Here is a 17,798-nt window from a genome sequence, read left to right as displayed (position 1 = left end):
TCGCGGAAGAAGGCCCGCGCCCCGTCCAGCCCGGTCACCCGGGCCCGGTTCTCGGCCACCGAGAAGCCCAGATCCGCGATGCGGTCGAGCCAGCCGGACTGCGTCTCGGGCGCCTCGATGCCTTCGGCCAGACCGATGCCGTAGGCGAAGAAGTGAAGCGGGCGCTCGGCGGTGACGCGCGGGTCCTTCTGCCGCAGCGAGCCGGCCGCCGCATTGCGCGGGTTGGCGAACACCTTCTCGCCGCGCCTCTCCGCGCGGCGGTTGATCTCGGCGAAGGACTCGTGGGTCATCACCACCTCGCCGCGGATCTCGATCTCGCTGTTCTCGGGCAGGTCGAGGCGAAAGGGCACGCTGTCGATGGTGCGGACGTTGTCGGTGACGTCCTCGCCGCGGCGACCGTCACCGCGGGTCGCAGCGCGGGCCAGCGTGCCGCCGACGTAGGTGAGGCTCAGCGCCAGCCCGTCGAACTTGGGCTCGGCCTGGTAGGTCACCGGCGCCTCGCTCCCGAGGCGGTCGCGCACGCGGCGGTCGAAGGCGGCGAACTCCTCCTCGTCGAAGGCGTTGTCCAGCGAGAGCATCGGCACGCGGTGCTCGACCGTCTCGAACGCGTGGCTAGGCGGCGCGCCGACGGTCTGCGTGGGCGAATCGGGGGTGACCCAGTCGGGGTGCTTTTCCTCCAGCGCCTCGAGCTCGCGCATCAGCGCGTCGTACTCGGCGTCGGGGATGGTGGGGCGGTCGAGGACGTAGTAGCGGAAATCGTGCTGGCGGATCTCGGCGCGAAGGGCCGAAATCCGCTTCCGGTCGTCGGACTCGCTCATCGGTAGGACTCGATCAGCTCTCGGTAGCGGTCGATCGACTCGGTGTCCAGCGGCTCGCGGCGGTCATCGATGAGCAGCGCGTCCAGCGTCTCGGCCAACGTGGTGGCCACCTGGTGCATGCGGTCGAAGACCAGCGACGGATCCGCACCCCGGCTCGGCAGTTGCATGAACATGGCCAGCGCCGGGGTCTCGTAGGAAGTCAGGTCATCGGGGTCGAACTGCCCCGGGGAGACGGCATTCATCAGCGAGAACCAGCTCTCGCCGTCCAGGTCGCGGAAGTGGTAGATGGCGAAGTCGCCGAACTCGAAGCCGGCCTCCTCGATGCCTCGGCGCACCTGCTCGGCAGGCATGGCGCGCTGCTGGCGGTCGACGAGGATCATCGAGATCACCGCGCCGCCCGGCTCTTCGGTCTCGTCCTCGTCGATCGTCGGCTCGGCGCCGCGCTCGTCGGTCGGCGCGCCGGCCAACGGCTTTTCGGCCGACGGGGTGTCCTGCCCCTGCCGCGTGAACAGGCTGGAGAAGCCGGGCTGCGGGCGGGCGGGCACTTCCTCGGCCGGTTCGGGCTCGCCGGCATCACTGAACCCGGCAGGCCCGCTCTCCATCCGCGGCTCCGGTTCTTCCGGCTCGGCCTCCTCCGGCTCCTCGGACCGCCAGACCACGCGGGCAGGCGAGACGCCGTCGACGAATCCGTCCTCGTCGGGACGTTCGACACGGTCGTCACCGCCGAGATCCAGGCTCGGTTCCAGACGACGGTCAGCGACCCGCTCCAGGTCCTCGACGTCCTCCTCGACCCGGGCCCCGACACTGGCGTCGATCGGATCGTGATAGCCGCCATGGCCGTCATGGCCGCCACCCAGGTCCACGGCCTGCTCGCTACGGTGACGACGGTACATCCAGACGATGCCGCCGATCACCAGCAGGCCGACAATGAGAACTATCCAGCGCAACCACTCCATGCCGGCTACCCCTGCAAACCTGCTGCGCACGCCGATTGCGACGTCGCGCACTCGTTCGCTTCTCGCCTATCCGCTCGATATGTCTCGTCGCTCACTCCGCGGCTCCCCGGGAAGGTCTGTGTGAACTGGATGTCGCTCTGCGCGTCTTGAGCCGGACAGGTGCAAGGCGCCCGACCGCAGCGGAAGGGCACTTCCCTTTCCAAGGTCGGCAACGCCGCAAATGTCCGGCTCAAGACTCGCCCTACGGGGCGAAGCGCTCCGCCCGTGCTCTGCGTTACGTTGTCTTGCCGTGGCCGCCGGCACGCCGGCGACACCGCGCCTTGATCACGGGCGGAGCGCTTCGCCAGAGCGGCATCCAGTTCATACAGAACTTCCCTCACACTCGGCCCGCTCGCTACGGTTTTCAGGGGCATCCGGATCACGCCTCGATCAGGTCCACCGCGGCATCGATGTCGACGGACACGATCCGCGACACGCCGGCCTCGCGCATGGTCACGCCGACCAGCGCGGAAGCGCTTGCCATGGTGGTCTTGTTGTGGGTGATGTACATGAACTGCACCCGGTCGGACATGCTCGAAACCATAGCACAGAAACGCCCCACGTTAGCCTCGTCGAGGGGCGCGTCGACCTCGTCGAGAATGCAGAACGGTGCGGGGTTCAGCTCGAAGATGGCGAAGATCAGGGCGGTGGCCGTCAGCGCCCGTTCGCCCCCGGACAACAGGGACAGGTGACTGATGCGCTTGCCCGGCGGCCGGGCCATCAGGGCGACCCCGGCATCCAGCGGATCGTCACCGGTCAGTTCCAGGCGCGCCTCGCCACCGCCGAACAGTGATTCGAAGCGCGGGCCGAGACGCTGGTTGACCGCGTGGAACGTCTCCCGGAAACGCTCCCGGGTCTGGCGGTCCATGGTCTCGATCGCCTCGGCCAGCTGGGCCAGGGCCGATTCCACGTCCGCGATCTGGCCGGTCAGCTCCTCGCGGCGCTCCTCGACCTCGCGGTGGTCCTCGATCGCGGAGAGGTTGACCGCGCCCAGCCGCCGGATCTGCGCATCGAGCTCCTCCAGCCGCCCGCGCTGGCGCTCGGCGGCGCCCGGCTCGGCCGCCAGCTCCTCGACGGCCTCGACATCCGGCTCCTTCTCGCTTTCGCCCAGCTGCGCACGAGCCTCCTCCAGCCGGGAGACGGCGTGCTGCTCGCGCGTTTCGCCCTGGGCGCGGTCGATGCGCGCCTGCTCGCTTCGCGCCCGCGCCTCGTCCCGCGCGGCCCTCGCCTCGGCGACTCGCTCGCGGGCGGCGGACTGCTCGGCCGTGGCCGCCTGCTGGGCCTCGCGCGCCTCGGTCTCGGCTCGTTCCGCCTCGGCCAGCCGCACCTCGAGCCCGCGCCGCTCGTCGACCAGCCGGTCGCGCTCGACGCGGGCCGTGTCCCGCTCCCCGGCCGCCTCGGCCAGGCGCCGCGTCAGCGCCTCGTGCTCGTGCCGCAGGCGCTGGCCTTCGCCGGCCAGCCGGTTGATCACCTCCTCGCGCTGGTCGATCTCCCGCTTGGCGCGATGGAAGCGATCTGCCGCCGATCGGGCCGCCTCGCGGGCCTCGTCCAGCACCTGCTGGGCCCGCTGCTGGGCGTCAAGGGCCCGTTCCCGCCGGCCATCGGCCTCGGCGACCGCCTCGCGGGCCGTCTCGCGCTGCCCCTCGAGATCCGCCAGCCGGTGCCGTGCCTCGGCCAGCTCCTCGGTTTCCGCGGCCGCCTTCTCCCGCCACTGCTCGATCGCCCGGGTCGCCCGCTCGCGACGTTCCTGGCCGTGCTCGTGGGCCAGCCGTCGCGATTCGAGTCGGCGCCCGACCTCGTCCCGCTCGCGCAGGAGCTCCTCCAGCCTCGCCCGTTCGGCGCGCAGGGCCTCCCGGGCTTGCGTCCAGGCGCGCTCGGCGGCTTCGAGATCGCCTTCGACCCGCTCGTGTTCGACCTGCAGCTCACGGCGGCGCGCCAGATGTGCCAGGTGGGCGGCGGCCTGCCCTTCCTCGGCACGACCCAGCCAGTGACGTCCGACCCACCAGCCGTCCGGGGTGATCAGGAAATCGCCGGGCGGGAGCTCGGCACGTCGTTCAAGCGCCGCCTCTAGGCTGTCGACCGGGCGGCCCGGGAAGTCGCCGATACGCTCGATCAGCCAGTCGGCCCCGGCATCCCGGCCAGCTTCCAGCCACCAGCCGCCGGGCGCGCCCTCGTCGGCAAAGCGCTCGAACTCGCGGGCGGCGTGCGCGGCGATGTCCTCGACCAGCTCGGCTTCCAGCGCCGTGCCCAGCACGTGGCCGATCCACGGGTCGCGCAGGTCCGCCTCGACCAGATGATCCACCAGCCGCTGGGAGGCCGAATCGTTCTCGCCGGCCGCACCGCGGTTACCCGCGTGCGCCGCGATCAGCCGGTCGAGCGCCTGCCACTCGGCCCGGATGCCGTCGGCCTGCCGCCGCGTCTCGCGGCGGGCCTCGTCTGCCGATTGCAGCAGGGCCTCGGCACGTTCGACGGCTTCTGCCTGCGACGAGCATCCCGCCTCCGCCCGGGCCCGTGACTCGGCCAACGTCTCGATCTCGCCGGCCTGTTCGGACAGTTGCCGGTCCAGATCCCGACGTTCGGTCTCGGCGGCGTTCAGTTGGGCCGCCGCCGGGGCTGACTCCAGCCGGCGGCACTCGCGGGCGGTCGACTCGCAGCGTTCGGCCAGGCGGGCCTGTTCGCGCTCGGGGTGCACCCGCGCCTCGGTCGCGGCCATCACCTCCCGGCGCAGGGCCTCGAGGTCGGCCTCGGCGGTCGCGCGACGGTCGCGGGCCCGGTCGTGGTCGGCGGACAACGCATCCAGCGACGCGCGTTGCTCGCGCTGCTCGGCGATCAGGGCCTCGCGCCGGGCCTCCGCCTCCCGACGTTCGCTCTCGCGGCGTTCGAGGGTGTCCCGATCGTGGCGCTCCTGCCGCTCGATGCCCTCGATCCGGCCATCGAGCTCGGCAATGCGGGTGGTCAGGCCGCCGAGCTCCGTCGACAGGCGGTATTTCTCCGCCGAATGCTGCGCCAGTCGGTCGGCGGCAGCCTGGCCGGCCCGTTCGGCCGCCTCGGCCTGGCCCTCGACTTCGGCCAGGGTGGCATCCAGCCGCGCCTCGGCCTCGCGGGCGGCCTCGACGCCACGGTCGAGACGCTCGCGCTCGGCGCGCGCCTGCAGCAGCCCCACCGCCGCGGCCTCCACCTGCAGGCGGCGGCGCTCGGCGGCCAGGTCGCGGTAGCGTCGGGCCGCCCTGGCCTGGCGGGCCAGCGTGGCCTCCTGGCGTTCCAGCTCGGCGGCGATGTCGGAGAGCCGGGCGAGGTTCTCCTCGGTGTGGCTGATACGGTTGGCGGTCTCGCGGCGGCGCTCCCGGTAGACCGAGATGCCGGCTGCCTCCTCGAGGTAGCCGCGCAACTCGTCGGGCTTGGCGTCGACGATGCGGTTGACCTGCCCCTGCTCGATCACGGAGTAGGAGCGCGCGCCCACGCCGGTGCCAAGGAACAGGTCGATCACATCGCGGCGACGCACCCGGGTATTGTTGATCTCGTAACGGGACTGGCCGTCGCGATCGAGGCTGCGCCGGACGGTCAGCTCGTTGTAGGCGGCGAAGGGGCCGTGGATGCGACGCTCGCGGTTGTCCAGCGTCAGCTCGACCACGGCGCGACTGGCCGCGCTGCGCGAGCCGCTTCCGGCGAAGATCAGGTCGTCGAGGGCCTGGCCGCGCAGGTGGCGGGCGGAGGATTCACCCATTACCCAGCGCAGGGCATCGATCAGGTTGGACTTGCCGCAGCCGTTGGGCCCGACGATCGCCAGCGTGCCTTCGGCCAGCCGGATCTCGGTGGGCGCGGCGAAGGACTTGAAGCCGGCAAGATAGAGGCGGGTCAGGCGCATGGGAACACCATTCCCCTCGGCGCCGGGAAGACAGGGCGCCCCGACGGGCGGTTCCGGCAGGGCACGGGGGAGCGACTGGCCCGGCGAATCGCCGCCGGTGCCTGCAAGGGCCGCGGGAGCGACTTATAATTCGCCCCCCGGTTCACCGAACCCATTTCATTTGCCGCAACAGGACAGTCATCCATGTCGACCCAACCCAGCAAGTCACTCGAGACCTTTCCCAACCCGCATCCGGAACGCGACTATACCATCCACATGGAGGTCCCCGAGTTCACCTGCCTGTGCCCCAAGACCGGCCAGCCGGACTTCGCCACCATCGTCATCGACTTCGTGCCGGACGAGCGCTGCGTCGAGCTCAAGTCGCTGAAGATGTACATGTGGTCGTTCCGCGAGGAAGGCGGCTTCCACGAGGCGATGACCAACCGTATCGCGGACGACATCGTCGCCGCCATCGAGCCGCGTTTCCTGCGCGTCACCGGCCGCTGGAACGTGCGCGGCGGCATCTGGACCAACGTGGTCGTCGAGCACCGCAAGGAGGGCTGGGAGCCGGCCCCGCGCGTCGAGCTGCCTTGAGGCCGACCGCGCCATGACGGATCGACGCGCGCGGACACTGGGTATCGACGTGGGCACCTCCGGCCTGCGGCTGGCCGCACTCGACGCTGACGGCCAGCCGCTCTGGCTGGAACGGGCCGACTGGGCCGCGCCTGCCATCGAGGACGGCCACGAGCAGGACCCGCGGCAGTGGTGGTCGGCCTTCGACGGGCTGATGTGCCGCCTCGGAAAGCAGGGACGCCTGGCCGAGGTCGACGCCCTGGCCTTCGCCGGCACCTCCGGGACGGTGCTGACGATCGGGGAGGACGGCGAGCCGGAAGGGCCGGCCCTGATGTACGACGACCCGCGCGGGCAGGAGCAGCTCGACGCGCTGCGCCGGCTGGATCTCGATCCCGACGCCCAGCTGTCCGCGCTGGCCCGCTGGCGATTCCTCACCGAGGAGCGCGGCCAGAGCGGGCGACCGGTCAGCCAGGCCGACTGGTTCGTCACCCGCCTGACCGGCCAGCATGTCAGCGACAGCAACAACGCGCTGAAGTGGGGCTTCGATGCGGTGGCCGAGCAATGGCCGGCCGCCCTTATCGAACGATTCGGCGACCGGCTGCCCGAGGTCCATCGCCCCGGCACGGCCATCGGGCCCGTCACGCCCGAGCTGGCCCGACGCTGGGGCCTGCCTGAGGGTGGGATCGTGGCCGCTGGCACCACCGATTCGATGGCGGCCCTCTGGGCCAGCGGCGCGACCGACGAAGGTGACGGCGTGACCAGCCTGGGATCGACGCTGGCGCTGAAACTGATCAGCGAGACGCCGGTAGCCGATGCCGCCAGCGGCGTCTACAGCCATCGCTTCGGCGACCGCTTCGCCATCTCCGGGGCGTCGAACAGCGGCGGCCGGGTACTGGCGAGGTACTTCACCGGCGAGCAACTGGCCGAACTGAGCGCCGGGATCGATCCGGACCGTCCCGACACGCTCGGCTACTGGCCGCTGGCCGGCCGGGGCGAGCGCTTTCCGGTGGTCGCTCCCGACATGTCCCCGCGCCTGACCCCGCGTCCCGACGACCCGGTCGACTTCCTTGGCGGACTGCTGCGCGGCATCGCGCGGATCGAGGCGCAGGGCTACCGGCGCTTCGCCCAGCTGGGCGCCTCGCCGGTCCGACGCGTCTACTCCGCGGGCGGCGGCGCGCGCAACCCGGTCTTCACCCGCATGCGCCAGCGCGCCCTGGGCGTACCCGTCCGGCTGGCCGAGCACACCGAGGCGGCCGTGGGCGCGGCCCGGCTCGCGGCAAACAGGAAAGGAACCCGATGAACGCACCCCTGCCACGAGCCGCCCGGGAGCTGGGCGGTTTCGGCTACTGGCTGGCCGGCTTTCGCCTGATGTGGCAGCCCGGCCTGCGCCGCTTCACGCTGATTCCGCTGGCGATCAACGTGCTGCTGTTCGCCCTGGCCGGCTGGCTGCTGCTCGACCATGCCGGCGACTGGCTCGAGGGCCTGCTGCCGTCATGGCTCGACTTCCTCTACTGGGTGCTCATGCCGGTGCTGGTGCTCGGCCTGCTCCTGGTGACGTTCTTCAGCTTCACGCTGGTGGCCAACCTGATCGCCGCGCCGTTCAACGCCGTGCTCGCCGCCCGGGTCGAAGCCCACCTGACGGGCCGACCGCCCGCGGACAGCGGCAAAGGCATGGTCACAGAGTCCGTCACGGCAGTGGCCGGGGAAGTCGGCCGGCTGCTGTATCTCGCGGCCTGGGCCCTGCCGCTGGTCGTCCTGTGGTTCATCCCCGGCCTGAACCTGCTCGCGCCATTCGCCTGGTTCGCCTTCTCGGCGTGGATGATGAGCCTGGAGTACGTCGACAATCCGGCCGGCAACCACGGCCTGTCATTCCGCGAGCAGCGCCGTCGGCTGCGCCAGCGCCCCGCGCTGACGCTCGGCTTCGGCAGCCTGATGACGCTGATGACGATGGTGCCCGTGGCCAACTTCCTCGCCATGCCGGTGGGCGTTTGCGGGGCGACCAAGATGTGGGTGGAGGGATTCGCCACGCGCGACGACGGGTCGACGGGCTGAACGCCGGAGGAGAAGCCGACCGGTCAAGTGACCCGCCGGCCCGGGGTCAGTACTCGTCGTCGCCGCCCGTCAGCTCGATCTCCATCTCGTCGGCGGTGGCCGACACGACCTGGAGGGTCGTCACGAGCGTGGCCACGTCGGTGTCCGCCGCGATCTGCGCCGCAAACAGGGCCACGTATTCATCGCCCATCTTGCGGGTCTGCCAGGCGCCGAGCTTGACGTTGGCGTTCTGGCTCAACAGACGCCTTGCCACTCGTTCGGAGAGGGGGGTATCCGAGCTGTAGGCGATCGACCAGACCTCGCGGATCTCGAGGGCGTCGAGTTCGGCCGTGTTCGACAGCACCCAGACCAACTGGCTGCGACCGTCGTTGAACTCGAACACCAGGCCGAAGTCGTTGTCGCCGTCGACCTCGTAACCCAGGTCCGCCTCGTCCAGCAGGGCCGCCACCCGGGGATCTCCCGTGTTCGTCATCCCCACCTGGGCGCCGGCGGTCATCCCATGCAGCGCTAGGGCGGCAGACAGCCCCAGCATGATCAGTCCTTTCATCATCCCATCCTCTCCTTCCCTGTGTTCTGGCCCGAAGGCCCCGTGTCGGCAGCCCGCCGCGCGGCTCAGCCGCGTCGCTGACCGCCACGCTGGCCGGGGCGGCGACGCGCCTCGGCCTTCTTCTGCTTGACCTTCTGCAACGGCGTGCGCCGGTCGACCTTCCCCTCGTAGGGATTGGCATCGGTGCGGAACTCGATCCGGATGGGGGTGCCCATCAGGTCGTACTCGCGCCGGAAATACGATTCCAGGTAGCGATGATAATGCCCCGGCAGGCGCTTGGTCTGCTTGCCGTGAATGACGATCAGCGGCGGATTGCTGCCGCCCTGGTGGGCATAGCGCAGGCGGATGCGCCGGCCGTGGACCAGCGGCGGCTGGTGCTGCTCGACCGCCGCCTGCAGGGTGCGGGTCAGGGCGTTGGTGGATATCGAGCGCATGGCGGCGGCGTAGGCGTTGTCCACACTCTCGAAAAGGTGCCCCACGCCGGTGCCGTGCAGGGCGGAGATGCGGTGTATCTCGGCATAGTTGATGAAGCCGAGCTTGCGCTCGATCTCGGTGCTTACCCGCTCGCGCACGTCGGCCTCCAGGCCGTCCCACTTGTTCACGGCGATCACCAGCGCCCGGCCGCGGTCGTGGATGAATCCGAGCAGGTGCTGGTCCTGCTCGGTGATGCCGGTGTGGGCGTCCAGCACCAGGATGACGACATTCGCCGCCTCGATCGCCTGCAGCGTCTTGACGATGCTGAATTTCTCGATCGCCTCGCCGACGCGCGACTTGCGCCGCACCCCGGCGGTGTCGATCAGCGTGTAGGGCTTGCCGTCGCGCTCGAAGGGAATCTTGATCGAGTCACGCGTGGTGCCCGGCTCGTCGAAGGCCAGCACGCGCGACTCGCCCAGCAACCGGTTGGTCAGGGTGGACTTGCCCACGTTGGGGCGCCCCACCAGGGCAACGGTGGTCCCCTTGTCCTCCGGCTCCTCGGCAGGCTCGGCGGTCAGCTCGGGCGGCAGCATGGCCTCGAGCCGCTCCCACAATCCACCAATGCCGCGACCATGGGTGGCGGCGATAAATTCCGGCTCGCCCATGCCCAGTGCCCAGAACTCGGCCTGGACCTCGTGCTCATCGACGCCATCGGTCTTGTTGACCACCAGCAGCACTGGCTTGCCCGCCCGGCGCAGTTCGCTGGCGATCTGCTCATCGGCGGCGGTCAGCCCGGCCCGGCCGTCGACGAGGAAGGCGACCAGGTCGGCCTCTTCCATGGCCAGCCAGGCCTGGTCCTGCATCAGGGCCTCGATGCCGCCGCGCTCGCCGGTCAGGCCGCCGGTATCGATCACCAGCCACTCCCGATCCTCGTGATGGGCCGTGCCGTATTGCCGGTCGCGGGTCAGCCCCGCGTAGTCCGCCACCAGGGCGTCACGGCTGCGGGTCAGCTGGTTGAAGAGGGTCGACTTGCCCACGTTGGGGCGACCGACCAGGGCGATTACGGGCTTCATCGCGACAGGGAACTCGTGCGAGAGAAAGGAAAGACGAAACGGGCATGTGTTGCGACAAGGGCCACGGCAGGATGCTCAGTCAAGCGTGAACACCCGCAGCTTGCCATCGCGCGACACGGCCAGCCCGCGACCATCGACGGACCCGATCGGATCGACCAGCGGATCACCCCAGTCGGCGCGGCCGAGCAGCCGGCCGCTGGCCGTCGAGAGCACGTGCACGTAGCCCTCGACGTCACCGACCACGAGGTCGCCCCCGATCAGCGCCGGGCCGGTCAGCCCACGATGGGCGAGATCCGGTTGGCGCCACAGCGCATCGCCGCTGCGCCGGTCGATCGCCCAGACCACGCCATCGGCGTCGGAGAGGTAGAGCGCGCGCCGGTCGGCGGCGAAGTCGGTCACCGACGAGAAGTCGCGCGACCAGATCTCGCGCCCGCCCTGGGCCGCGAGTGCCGCGAGCTTGCCCTGCCAGGTGGCCACGTAGAAGACGCCATCGGCGAACACCGGAGTGGCATCGACGTCGACCATGCGGTCCACGTCCGTGCGCCCGGTGGGCAGAGCCACGGCCCGGCTCCACAGCTCTCGACCGTCGTCGCGAGAGTAGACACCCATCGTTCCGTCATCGAAGCCGACGGCGATCGCGTCCGGGAACATCAGGATGCGGCTCTGACCCTGCAGGGTCAGGGAGGGCTGGCTCGTCGACTGTTGCCAGTGAACCTCGCCGGTCTCGGCGTCCAGCAGGGCGAATGTGCCGTCACGACCCCGCACGGCGACGTCACCGAAACCGACCGACGGCGCGGCGTCCACGGAACTGCGAATGGAGCGGGTCCATCTCGTCTCGCCGGTCTCGGCATCCAGCGCGAAGACCCGTCCATCATCGGAGCCGAAGACCACCAGGCCTTCCCCGGCCCCGCCGCCGACACTGAGCGCGGCGTCGAGATCAGCGGACCAGAGACGCTTGCCCGACTCGAGGTCGTAGGCACGCACGTCGCCATCGGGCCCGGCGACGAATACCCGACCGTCTTCCTCGACCGGCGCGATGCTGGACAGTTCGTTCTTCTGCTTGCCGCCCGACGAGGCCGACCATTCGACGCTAGGCGCCCGCTCGTTCTCGATCTCTTCCAGCGGCGTGGGCTTGACCAGTTCGCGCGGCGCGGAACAACCGGCCAGCGCGACGGCGACCCCCAGACAGAGGACAGCCGGCAGGTGCCGACCGCCAGCGAGGATCGACCGGCGGGCACTCACGACGCACCTCCGGCCTCGGCAACCGGCAGGCTGTCGAGCTTGAGCTGGAGCAGACCGTTGGCGGCATCGGACGCGGCGGCGGTCTCGTAGGCCGAGCGGGCGCCGGCGAGGTCGCCCTCGTCGAGCAGGATGTCGCCCCGCAGTTCAGCATAAAGACCCTCGAAGCCCGCCGGCGCGTCGTTCAATCGCTGGAGCGCGGCGGCGTGGTCGCCCTCGGCCCACAGGACGCGTGCCAGGCGGAGTTCCGCGGTGGCGACCAGTTGCGGCTGGCGGGTGCTGTCCGTTGCCCGCTCGAGATAGGCCGCTGCCGTTTCCAGATCGTTGTTCTCCACGGCCACGCCGGCGCCGAGCAGCCAGGCCAGGCTGGCATAGCTGGTGCCGTCGTAGGCGGTGGCCACCTCGCGGGCCAGTTCGACCACTTCGGCGTTGTCGTCCGCCGCGGCCCGCTGTTCGAGCGCACCGAAGGCCGCCGAGGCCGAGGCCACGCGGTTTTCCTGCCAGCCCTGCCAGCCGTACCAGCCGGCAATGGCGACAACGCCCAGCGCGATGCCGGCGATCACGGTCCGGCCGTGCTCGGCCCACCAGTCACGGATGCGTTCGATCTGTTCTTCGTCTGAGGCGACCATGTTCGGAAATTCCTGACTGTTCAGAGTCCGCCTGCCGACCGGTCGGTCAGCAGGTCGATGAGATCGTCGGCGGAGACGGTTCGTTGCTCGCCCTCGCCACGTAGGGGCTTGAACGATACCTCGGCGCCCTCGGTATCCTCGACGATCACCGCCAACCCGGCGCCGCTACGATCGGCTCGCTTGAACTGCGCCTTGAGGCTGCCGCCGTCGAGATTACACTGCACCCGCCGGCCGGCCAAACCGTCCCGCAGCCGGTCGGCCAGGCGCATCGCCGCCGCCTGGCGCCCGGCCTCGGGAACGATCACGTATACGTCCGCGCGAGCGCCGTCGCCCTCATCGCCGGCGAGGGACAGGAGTCTTTCGATGCCGATGGCGAAGCCCGCCGCCGGGGTGGCCCGCCCGCCAAGCTGTTCGACCAGCCCATCGTAACGCCCACCGGCACAGATGGTCCCCTGGGCACCGAGCGATTCGGTGACCCATTCGAAGACCAGCTTGTTGTAGTAATCCAGGCCGCGCACCAGACGCGGATTGACCCGGTACGGGATGCCGAGTGCGTCGAGCAGCTCGCAGGTCCGCTCGAAGTCGGCCGCGGATTCCTCGTCGAGGTAGTCAGCCAGCTTCGGCGCACCCTCGAGGATCGACTGGATCGCGGGATTCTTGCTGTCGAGCACTCGCAAGGGGTTCTCGTGCATGCGTCGGCGCGCCTCCTCGTCCAGCGAGTCGGCGTGGCCTTCCAGGTACTCCACCAGGACCTGGCGGTGACGGGCACGCGCCTCCGGCTGGCCGAGAGTGTTGATCTCCAGGCGCACGTCCTCGATGCCCAGGCGGGACCAGAGCGTGCGGGCCATCTGGATCAATTCGACGTCGAGCTCGGCCCCCTTCACGCCGAATACCTCCACGCCGAACTGGTGGAACTGGCGATAGCGACCCTTCTGCGGACGCTCGTGGCGGAACATCGGGCCGATGTACCAGAGCCGGCGCTGCTGGTTGTGGATCAACCCGTGTTGCAGGCAGGCGCGCACGCAGCCGGCGGTACCCTCCGGGCGCAGGGTGAGCGAATCGCCGTTGCGGTCGTCGAAGGTGTACATCTCCTTCTCGACGATGTCGGTGACCTCGCCGATCGAGCGGGCGAACAGCCCCGTCTGCTCGACGATCGGCATGCGGATCTCTTCATAGCCGAAGGCCACGGCCGTCTCGGCCAGCGCGGCCTCCAGGCGCTGCCAGGCCGGGGTCTGCTCGGGCAGCACGTCGTGCATCCCGCGGATGCTTTGCAGGGTTTTGCTCATTGCTAGGTCTGGAAAGGCTCAGTCGTCGCTACGCTTGGCGCTGGCGACACGCTCGCGAATGGTTTGTTCGATCTGGTCGACCAGCTCTTCCTCGGAAAGCTTGCGCGAGGGCTTGCCGTCGACGTACAGAAGATTGGGCTTGCCGCCGGTCAGGCCAACGGCCGCCTCGCGGGCCTCGCCGGGCCCGTTGACCACGCAGCCGATCACGGCCACGTCCATGGAGAAGTCGATATCCTCGATGCGCTCCTCCAGGGCGTTGACGGTCTTGATGACGTCGAACTCCTGGCGGGCGCAGGACGGGCAGGCGATCAGGTTCACACCGCGGCTACGCAGTTTCAGCGACTTGAGAATATCCCAGCCGACCTTGACCTCCTCGACCGGGTCGGCGGCCAGCGAGACGCGCAGCGTGTCGCCGATGCCTTCGGCCAGCAGCATGCCCAGGCCAACGGCCGACTTGACCGCCCCGGCCCGCGGCCCGCCGGCCTCGGTGATGCCCAGATGAAGCGGCTGCTCGATCTGGGAGGCCAGCTTGCGGTAGGCGCCCAGCGTCATCCAGACGTCGGAGGCCTTCAGCGAGACCTTGAACTCCGGGTAGTCGAGCCGGTCGAGGATGTCGATGTGACGCAGGGCGGACTCGACCAGCGCGTCCGGCGTGGGCTCGCCGTACTTCTGCTGCAGATCCTTCTCCAGCGAACCGGCGTTGACGCCGATGCGCAGCGGGATGCCGTGGTCGCGGGCCGAGTCGATCACCTGGCGCACGCGGTCCTCGCGACCGATGTTGCCCGGGTTGATGCGCAGGCAGTCGGCGCCGAGATCCGCCACGCGCAGGGCGATGCGGTAGTCGAAGTGGATGTCCGTCACCAGCGGGATGGAGACCCGCTGCTTGATCCGGCCGAAGGCCTCGGCGGCGTCCATGCTGGGCACGGAGACACGCACGATATCGGCACCGGCCGCAGCGAGGCGCTCGATCTGCGCAACGGTCGCCTCGACGTCACAGGTGTCGGTATTGGTCATCGACTGGACGCTGATCGGCGCGTCACCACCCACGCCGACGGACCCGACCTGGATACGGCGGGAAAGACGACGCGTCACGGGCACGTGTTGAAAGGTCATGAATCACCCACGGTCAGTCGCGTGACACCAGCCGAGCCGCCCGCCGCGTCCAGTTCGACCGGCTCGCCGGCATACTCGACCTCGAGCGCAGCGGGGTTTCCCAGCACCAGCGAGAAGGGACCGTCGCCGTCGAACGTGCGGCTATCGCCCTCGGCGAGAACGTCGTACATCAGGCGCTCGCCTGCCGCGTCACGGACCTCGACCCAGCTCTCGCCACTCACGGCACGCAGCACCAGCGCGGGCTTCTCGTCCCCCGCGGGCACCGCCTCCGGTTCGGCCTCGGAGGACGACTCAGTCTCCGCCTCGCTGCCCAGCGCAGACAACCGACCCTCGGGCAACAGCATGCCGAGTGTCGCGGGGGCCGCAGGTTCCTCGGCGCTCAGGGCCGAGGCGGGCGGGCGGCCGATCGGCTCGTCCTCGTCCGTTCCGTTCGTGACGGCGATCTCCGGCTCGGAGACGCCGGCCGTCTCACCTGACACGGGACCTCCGTCGGCGGGTTGGTCGGCCTGTTCGGCGGTCGCACCCGTCAGGCCCTGCCACCAGCCCTTGATGCGCTCGCCATCGAGCTGCAGGAGGGCGAGCACGACGATGGCGGCGACGATCAGGGCCAGCAGCCAGCCGAGGAATCGTCCCCAGCCGCCGCCACCGCCGTTACGGCTCTCCATCACGGCCAGCGTCGGGTGCTGGCCGCCGTGGATCTCGCCATGGGCGGCACCCTGCTGGCGGTTGTACTGCTCGATCAGCGACTCGGCGTCGATGCCGAGCTGGGCGGCCCAGGAACGCAGGTACGCCAGAATGTAGGGGCGGCCCGGCACCTCGTCCAGCGCATCACGCTCGATGTCCTCGATGACGCGCAGGTCAAGGTTCAGCGGCTGGGCCAGATCGGCCGCCGTCAGGCCGGCGGCCTCACGCCCCTGGCGTATCCGTTCGCCGACACTAGGGCCGGCCGGCTGCTCCCCCACCGAGATCGCCTCTTCACCGGGGACCTGGCCGTGATCATTGCCCAATGCCGGATCGCGGCGCTCCTGCTCGCTCATTGACTGCCTCCAGCTTGCTGTTCCTTCGCCTCGGGGGAATCCGGGAAACGACCTCGCAGGATCAACCGGTGATTGGCCAGCGCCGCGTCATCGCCGACGGCCTTGTCGATCTCGATCGCCGTGGCCAGCGACTCCGGTGTATGTCGAAAACGGCTCTCGTAGCGCTCCATGACGCGGGCCGCCTCTTCCGACTCCCCTTGCTCGTGCAGGGCCCGGGCCATGCCGAGCACGGCCACTGGCTGGTTGGAACCTGCGTCGATCGCTCGCCGGAACTGCTCGAGCGCCTTTTCACTCTCGCCTGCCCTCTGGTAGCAGCGGCCGGAATTGACCAGCGCGTACTCACGCGTCTCGTAGAGAGGGTCCTCGTAGGCTGAGCGGAACAGTGCCTGTGCCCGCTCGTATTCACCCACCCTGCAGAGGTAGCCGGCATAGTTGTTGGCGATCCCGGGGTTGTCCCGGTCGAAGCGGTGCGCCTTGCGGTAGGCCTCGCCGGCCTCCTCCTCTTCGCCGAGTCGGTCGAGCAGCAGCGCATGGACGTGGTGCGCCGCGGCATAGCTGCCGTCGAAGGCGATGGCACGCTTGACCTTCTCCATGGCGACCTTGAGTTCGCCCTCGCGCATGTATCCCGACGCCAGCTCGGTATTGACCTCGGCGGCCTGGCGGTTCTTGCCGGTGCTCCGCTCGATCTGGCCGACATCGCTGCCTTCGCCCATCGAGGCACAGCCCGCCGGCCCGCCGGCCACCAGTGCCAGCCCCAGGGCCATCCACAGGCCGCGTCCCTGTCGTTGCAACATCATGATCCGGTTACCTCCACGACACCTCGATCGAGCCCCATCTGGGCGAGCCGGTCCTGGCGACGGGAGCGGTCTGCCACCTTGCCCGCGAGCTGGCCGCAGGCGGCATCGATATCGTCACCGCGCGTCTTGCGCGGCACGGTGTTGATACCCACGGCCTTGAGCCGCGCCCGAAACCGCTCGATCCGGTTGCGCGAGGAGCGCTCGTAGCCGGAGCCCTCGAAGGGGTTGAACGGGATCAGGTTGATCTTGACCGCTTCCTTGCGCGGGCCGAGCAGCTCGATCAGCTCGTCGGCATGCTCGGGGGTGTCGTTGATGCCCTGGATCATCACGTACTCGTAGATGATCGCGCCGTGGGGTACGACTTCTGCGTAGCGGTCGCAGGCGGCCATCAGCTCGTCGAGCGGGTACTTCTCGTTGATCGGCACCAGCTCGTTGCGCAGCGCGTCGTTGGGCGCGTGCAACGAAATGGCCAGCGAGATCGGCAGCCGCTCGCCCAGTCGATCGATCGCCGGGACGATGCCGGAGGTCGAGATGGTCACGCGGCGCTTGGACAGGCCGTAGGCGTGGTCGTCGAGCATCAGCTCGGCGGCATCGACCACCGCCTGCTCGTTCAAGAGCGGCTCGCCCATGCCCATGAAGACCACGTTGCTGATCGCCTTGCCGGTCGGCAGGCGACGCTCGATCAACCGTTCGGCCAGCCAGAGCTGACCGACGATCTCCGCGGTCGACAGGTTGCGATTGAAACCCTGTCGGCCGGTCGAGCAGAACGTGCAGGTGAGCGAACAGCCCACCTGCGAGGAAATACAGAGGGTCGCGCGGTCGTCCTCGGGGATGTAGACCATCTCCACCGAGTTGCCGCCGCCCGTATCGACGAGAAACTTGCGCGTCCCGTCCTTCGATTCCTGGTCGAGCAGGATCTCGGGGGCCTGGATGCAGGCGATCTCCTTGAGCCGTTCACGCAGGCTCTTGGCGAGATCGGTCATCGCATCGAAGTCTTCGACCCGGCGCTGGTGCACCCACTTGAGCACCTGGTTGGCACGGAAGGGCTTCTCGCCCATCTCCGCGAACCAGGCACGCAGGCGGCTGGGCGCCAGCCCCAGCAGGTTGATGCGTTCGTCGGTCGAAGTCATTCAGGCCACCCGTATGTCGACCCGAAAAGGTGCCAGCGGTCTTAGCGGCTGGTCAACTCGTCGGGCTTGAAGAAGAAATCGATCTCGGTGCGCGCGTTCTCGGCGCTGTCCGAACCGTGGACCGCGTTGGCGTCGATCGACTCGGCGAAGTCGGCGCGGATGGTGCCCGGCTCGGCTTCCTTCGGGTTGGTCGCGCCCATCAGGTCACGGTTCTTGGCGATGGCGTCCTCGCCCTCGAGCACCTGGACGAA

General features: G+C 69.5%; 16 protein-coding genes. 3 read left to right on the top strand and 13 right to left on the bottom strand.

Annotated features, from left to right (window positions below; all coding sequences use genetic code 11):
* The 3 genes from ACESL5_RS07670 to ACESL5_RS07660 all read right to left on the bottom strand — a co-directional run.
* Window positions 1-818 (bottom strand): DNA ligase LigA-related protein (locus ACESL5_RS07670; protein WP_411275715.1); only part of this gene is annotated, 818 nt, incomplete at its 3' end.
* Window positions 815-1,825: a cell division protein ZipA C-terminal FtsZ-binding domain-containing protein gene (locus tag ACESL5_RS07665; protein ID WP_372592193.1), complete on the bottom strand. Its 1,011-nt coding sequence runs from the start codon at window positions 1,823-1,825 to the stop codon at window positions 815-817. The genes ACESL5_RS07670 and ACESL5_RS07665, both read right to left, overlap by 4 nt.
* A 367-nt stretch (window positions 1,826-2,192) precedes the next feature.
* Window positions 2,193-5,678, bottom strand: a complete 3,486-nt coding sequence (locus ACESL5_RS07660) for an AAA family ATPase (protein ID WP_372592192.1) — start codon at window positions 5,676-5,678, stop codon at window positions 2,193-2,195.
* A gap of 183 nt (window positions 5,679-5,861) precedes the next feature.
* On the opposite strand from ACESL5_RS07660, the gene queF reads away from it, so the two are divergent.
* Genes queF through cysZ form a run of 3 tightly spaced genes read left to right on the top strand, consistent with a single transcriptional unit; the run spans window position 5,862 to window position 8,282 of the window.
* Window positions 5,862-6,251 (top strand): preQ(1) synthase, encoded by a 390-nt coding sequence (gene queF / locus ACESL5_RS07655; RefSeq protein WP_372592191.1) that lies wholly within the window; start codon window positions 5,862-5,864, stop codon window positions 6,249-6,251.
* A 13-nt stretch (window positions 6,252-6,264) separates the two neighbouring features.
* Window positions 6,265-7,530 carry an FGGY-family carbohydrate kinase gene (locus tag ACESL5_RS07650; protein ID WP_372592190.1) on the top strand — a complete coding sequence of 422 codons (1,266 nt, stop codon included), beginning with the start codon at window positions 6,265-6,267 and terminating at the stop codon, window positions 7,528-7,530.
* A complete protein-coding gene (cysZ, locus tag ACESL5_RS07645) occupies window positions 7,527-8,282 on the top strand; it encodes a sulfate transporter CysZ (protein ID WP_372592189.1) in 756 nt (251 codons plus the stop codon). The genes ACESL5_RS07650 and cysZ overlap by 4 nt, the downstream gene beginning before the upstream one ends.
* Window positions 8,283-8,328: 46 nt before the next feature.
* Here cysZ and ACESL5_RS07640 read toward each other — a convergent pair whose 3' ends face one another.
* From ACESL5_RS07640 to ACESL5_RS07595, 10 genes are all read right to left on the bottom strand, one after another.
* A complete protein-coding gene (locus ACESL5_RS07640; protein ID WP_372592188.1) occupies window positions 8,329-8,832 on the bottom strand; it encodes a hypothetical protein in 504 nt (167 codons plus the stop codon).
* Between the two features lie 62 nt (window positions 8,833-8,894).
* Window positions 8,895-10,316 (bottom strand): ribosome biogenesis GTPase Der, encoded by a 1,422-nt coding sequence (gene der / locus ACESL5_RS07635; protein WP_372592187.1) that lies wholly within the window; start codon window positions 10,314-10,316, stop codon window positions 8,895-8,897.
* Between the two features lie 75 nt (window positions 10,317-10,391).
* Window positions 10,392-11,558, bottom strand: a complete 1,167-nt coding sequence (bamB, locus tag ACESL5_RS07630) for an outer membrane protein assembly factor BamB (RefSeq protein ID WP_372592186.1) — start codon at window positions 11,556-11,558, stop codon at window positions 10,392-10,394.
* Window positions 11,555-12,184 carry a YfgM family protein gene (locus ACESL5_RS07625; protein ID WP_372592185.1) on the bottom strand — a complete coding sequence of 210 codons (630 nt, stop codon included), beginning with the start codon at window positions 12,182-12,184 and terminating at the stop codon, window positions 11,555-11,557. Before ACESL5_RS07625 ends, bamB begins: the two co-directional genes overlap by 4 nt.
* A gap of 20 nt (window positions 12,185-12,204) precedes the next feature.
* A complete protein-coding gene (hisS, locus tag ACESL5_RS07620) occupies window positions 12,205-13,470 on the bottom strand; it encodes a histidine--tRNA ligase (RefSeq protein ID WP_372592184.1) in 1,266 nt (421 codons plus the stop codon).
* Between the two features lie 18 nt (window positions 13,471-13,488).
* Window positions 13,489-14,583 (bottom strand): flavodoxin-dependent (E)-4-hydroxy-3-methylbut-2-enyl-diphosphate synthase, encoded by a 1,095-nt coding sequence (gene ispG, locus ACESL5_RS07615; protein WP_372592183.1) that lies wholly within the window; start codon window positions 14,581-14,583, stop codon window positions 13,489-13,491.
* Window positions 14,580-15,620 (bottom strand): RodZ domain-containing protein, encoded by a 1,041-nt coding sequence (locus ACESL5_RS07610; RefSeq protein ID WP_372592182.1) that lies wholly within the window; start codon window positions 15,618-15,620, stop codon window positions 14,580-14,582. The genes ispG and ACESL5_RS07610 overlap by 4 nt, the downstream gene beginning before the upstream one ends.
* Window positions 15,617-16,417, bottom strand: coding sequence for a type IV pilus biogenesis/stability protein PilW (gene pilW / locus ACESL5_RS07605; protein WP_372592181.1), 801 nt, complete (start codon window positions 16,415-16,417; stop codon window positions 15,617-15,619). The genes ACESL5_RS07610 and pilW overlap by 4 nt, the downstream gene beginning before the upstream one ends.
* Entirely contained in the window at window positions 16,414-17,547 is a 1,134-nt protein-coding gene (gene rlmN, locus ACESL5_RS07600; protein ID WP_372592180.1) for a 23S rRNA (adenine(2503)-C(2))-methyltransferase RlmN, read from the bottom strand. The genes pilW and rlmN overlap by 4 nt, the downstream gene beginning before the upstream one ends.
* Window positions 17,548-17,588: 41 nt before the next feature.
* On the bottom strand, window positions 17,589-17,798 hold a 210-nt coding region (locus ACESL5_RS07595), incomplete at its 5' end, for a nucleoside-diphosphate kinase (RefSeq protein ID WP_372592179.1).

Source organism: Guyparkeria sp., assembly GCF_041687595.1.
GTDB lineage: Bacteria > Pseudomonadota > Gammaproteobacteria > Halothiobacillales > Halothiobacillaceae > Guyparkeria.
Note: the sequence above shows the minus strand (reverse complement) of the source record. Positions and strands in the feature narration are given on the sequence as shown.

Bases quoted from the DNA above. Each gene is read 5' to 3' on its own strand.
- ispG (WP_372592183.1), bottom strand. From the start codon at position 14,583: ATGACCTTTCAACACGTGCCCGTGACGCGTCGTCTTTCCCGCCGTATC.
- ACESL5_RS07625 (WP_372592185.1), bottom strand. From the start codon at position 12,184: ATGGTCGCCTCAGACGAAGAACAGATCGAACGCATCCGTGACTGGTGG.
- cysZ (WP_372592189.1), top strand. From the start codon at position 7,527: ATGAACGCACCCCTGCCACGAGCCGCCCGGGAGCTGGGCGGTTTCGGC.
- der (WP_372592187.1), bottom strand. From the start codon at position 10,316: ATGAAGCCCGTAATCGCCCTGGTCGGTCGCCCCAACGTGGGCAAGTCG.
- rlmN (WP_372592180.1), bottom strand. From the start codon at position 17,547: ATGACTTCGACCGACGAACGCATCAACCTGCTGGGGCTGGCGCCCAGC.
- pilW (WP_372592181.1), bottom strand. From the start codon at position 16,417: ATGATGTTGCAACGACAGGGACGCGGCCTGTGGATGGCCCTGGGGCTG.
- ACESL5_RS07640 (WP_372592188.1), bottom strand. From the start codon at position 8,832: ATGATGAAAGGACTGATCATGCTGGGGCTGTCTGCCGCCCTAGCGCTG.
- ACESL5_RS07650 (WP_372592190.1), top strand. From the start codon at position 6,265: ATGACGGATCGACGCGCGCGGACACTGGGTATCGACGTGGGCACCTCC.
- queF (WP_372592191.1), top strand. From the start codon at position 5,862: ATGTCGACCCAACCCAGCAAGTCACTCGAGACCTTTCCCAACCCGCAT.
- ACESL5_RS07610 (WP_372592182.1), bottom strand. From the start codon at position 15,620: ATGAGCGAGCAGGAGCGCCGCGATCCGGCATTGGGCAATGATCACGGC.
- ACESL5_RS07660 (WP_372592192.1), bottom strand. From the start codon at position 5,678: ATGCGCCTGACCCGCCTCTATCTTGCCGGCTTCAAGTCCTTCGCCGCG.
- hisS (WP_372592184.1), bottom strand. From the start codon at position 13,470: ATGAGCAAAACCCTGCAAAGCATCCGCGGGATGCACGACGTGCTGCCC.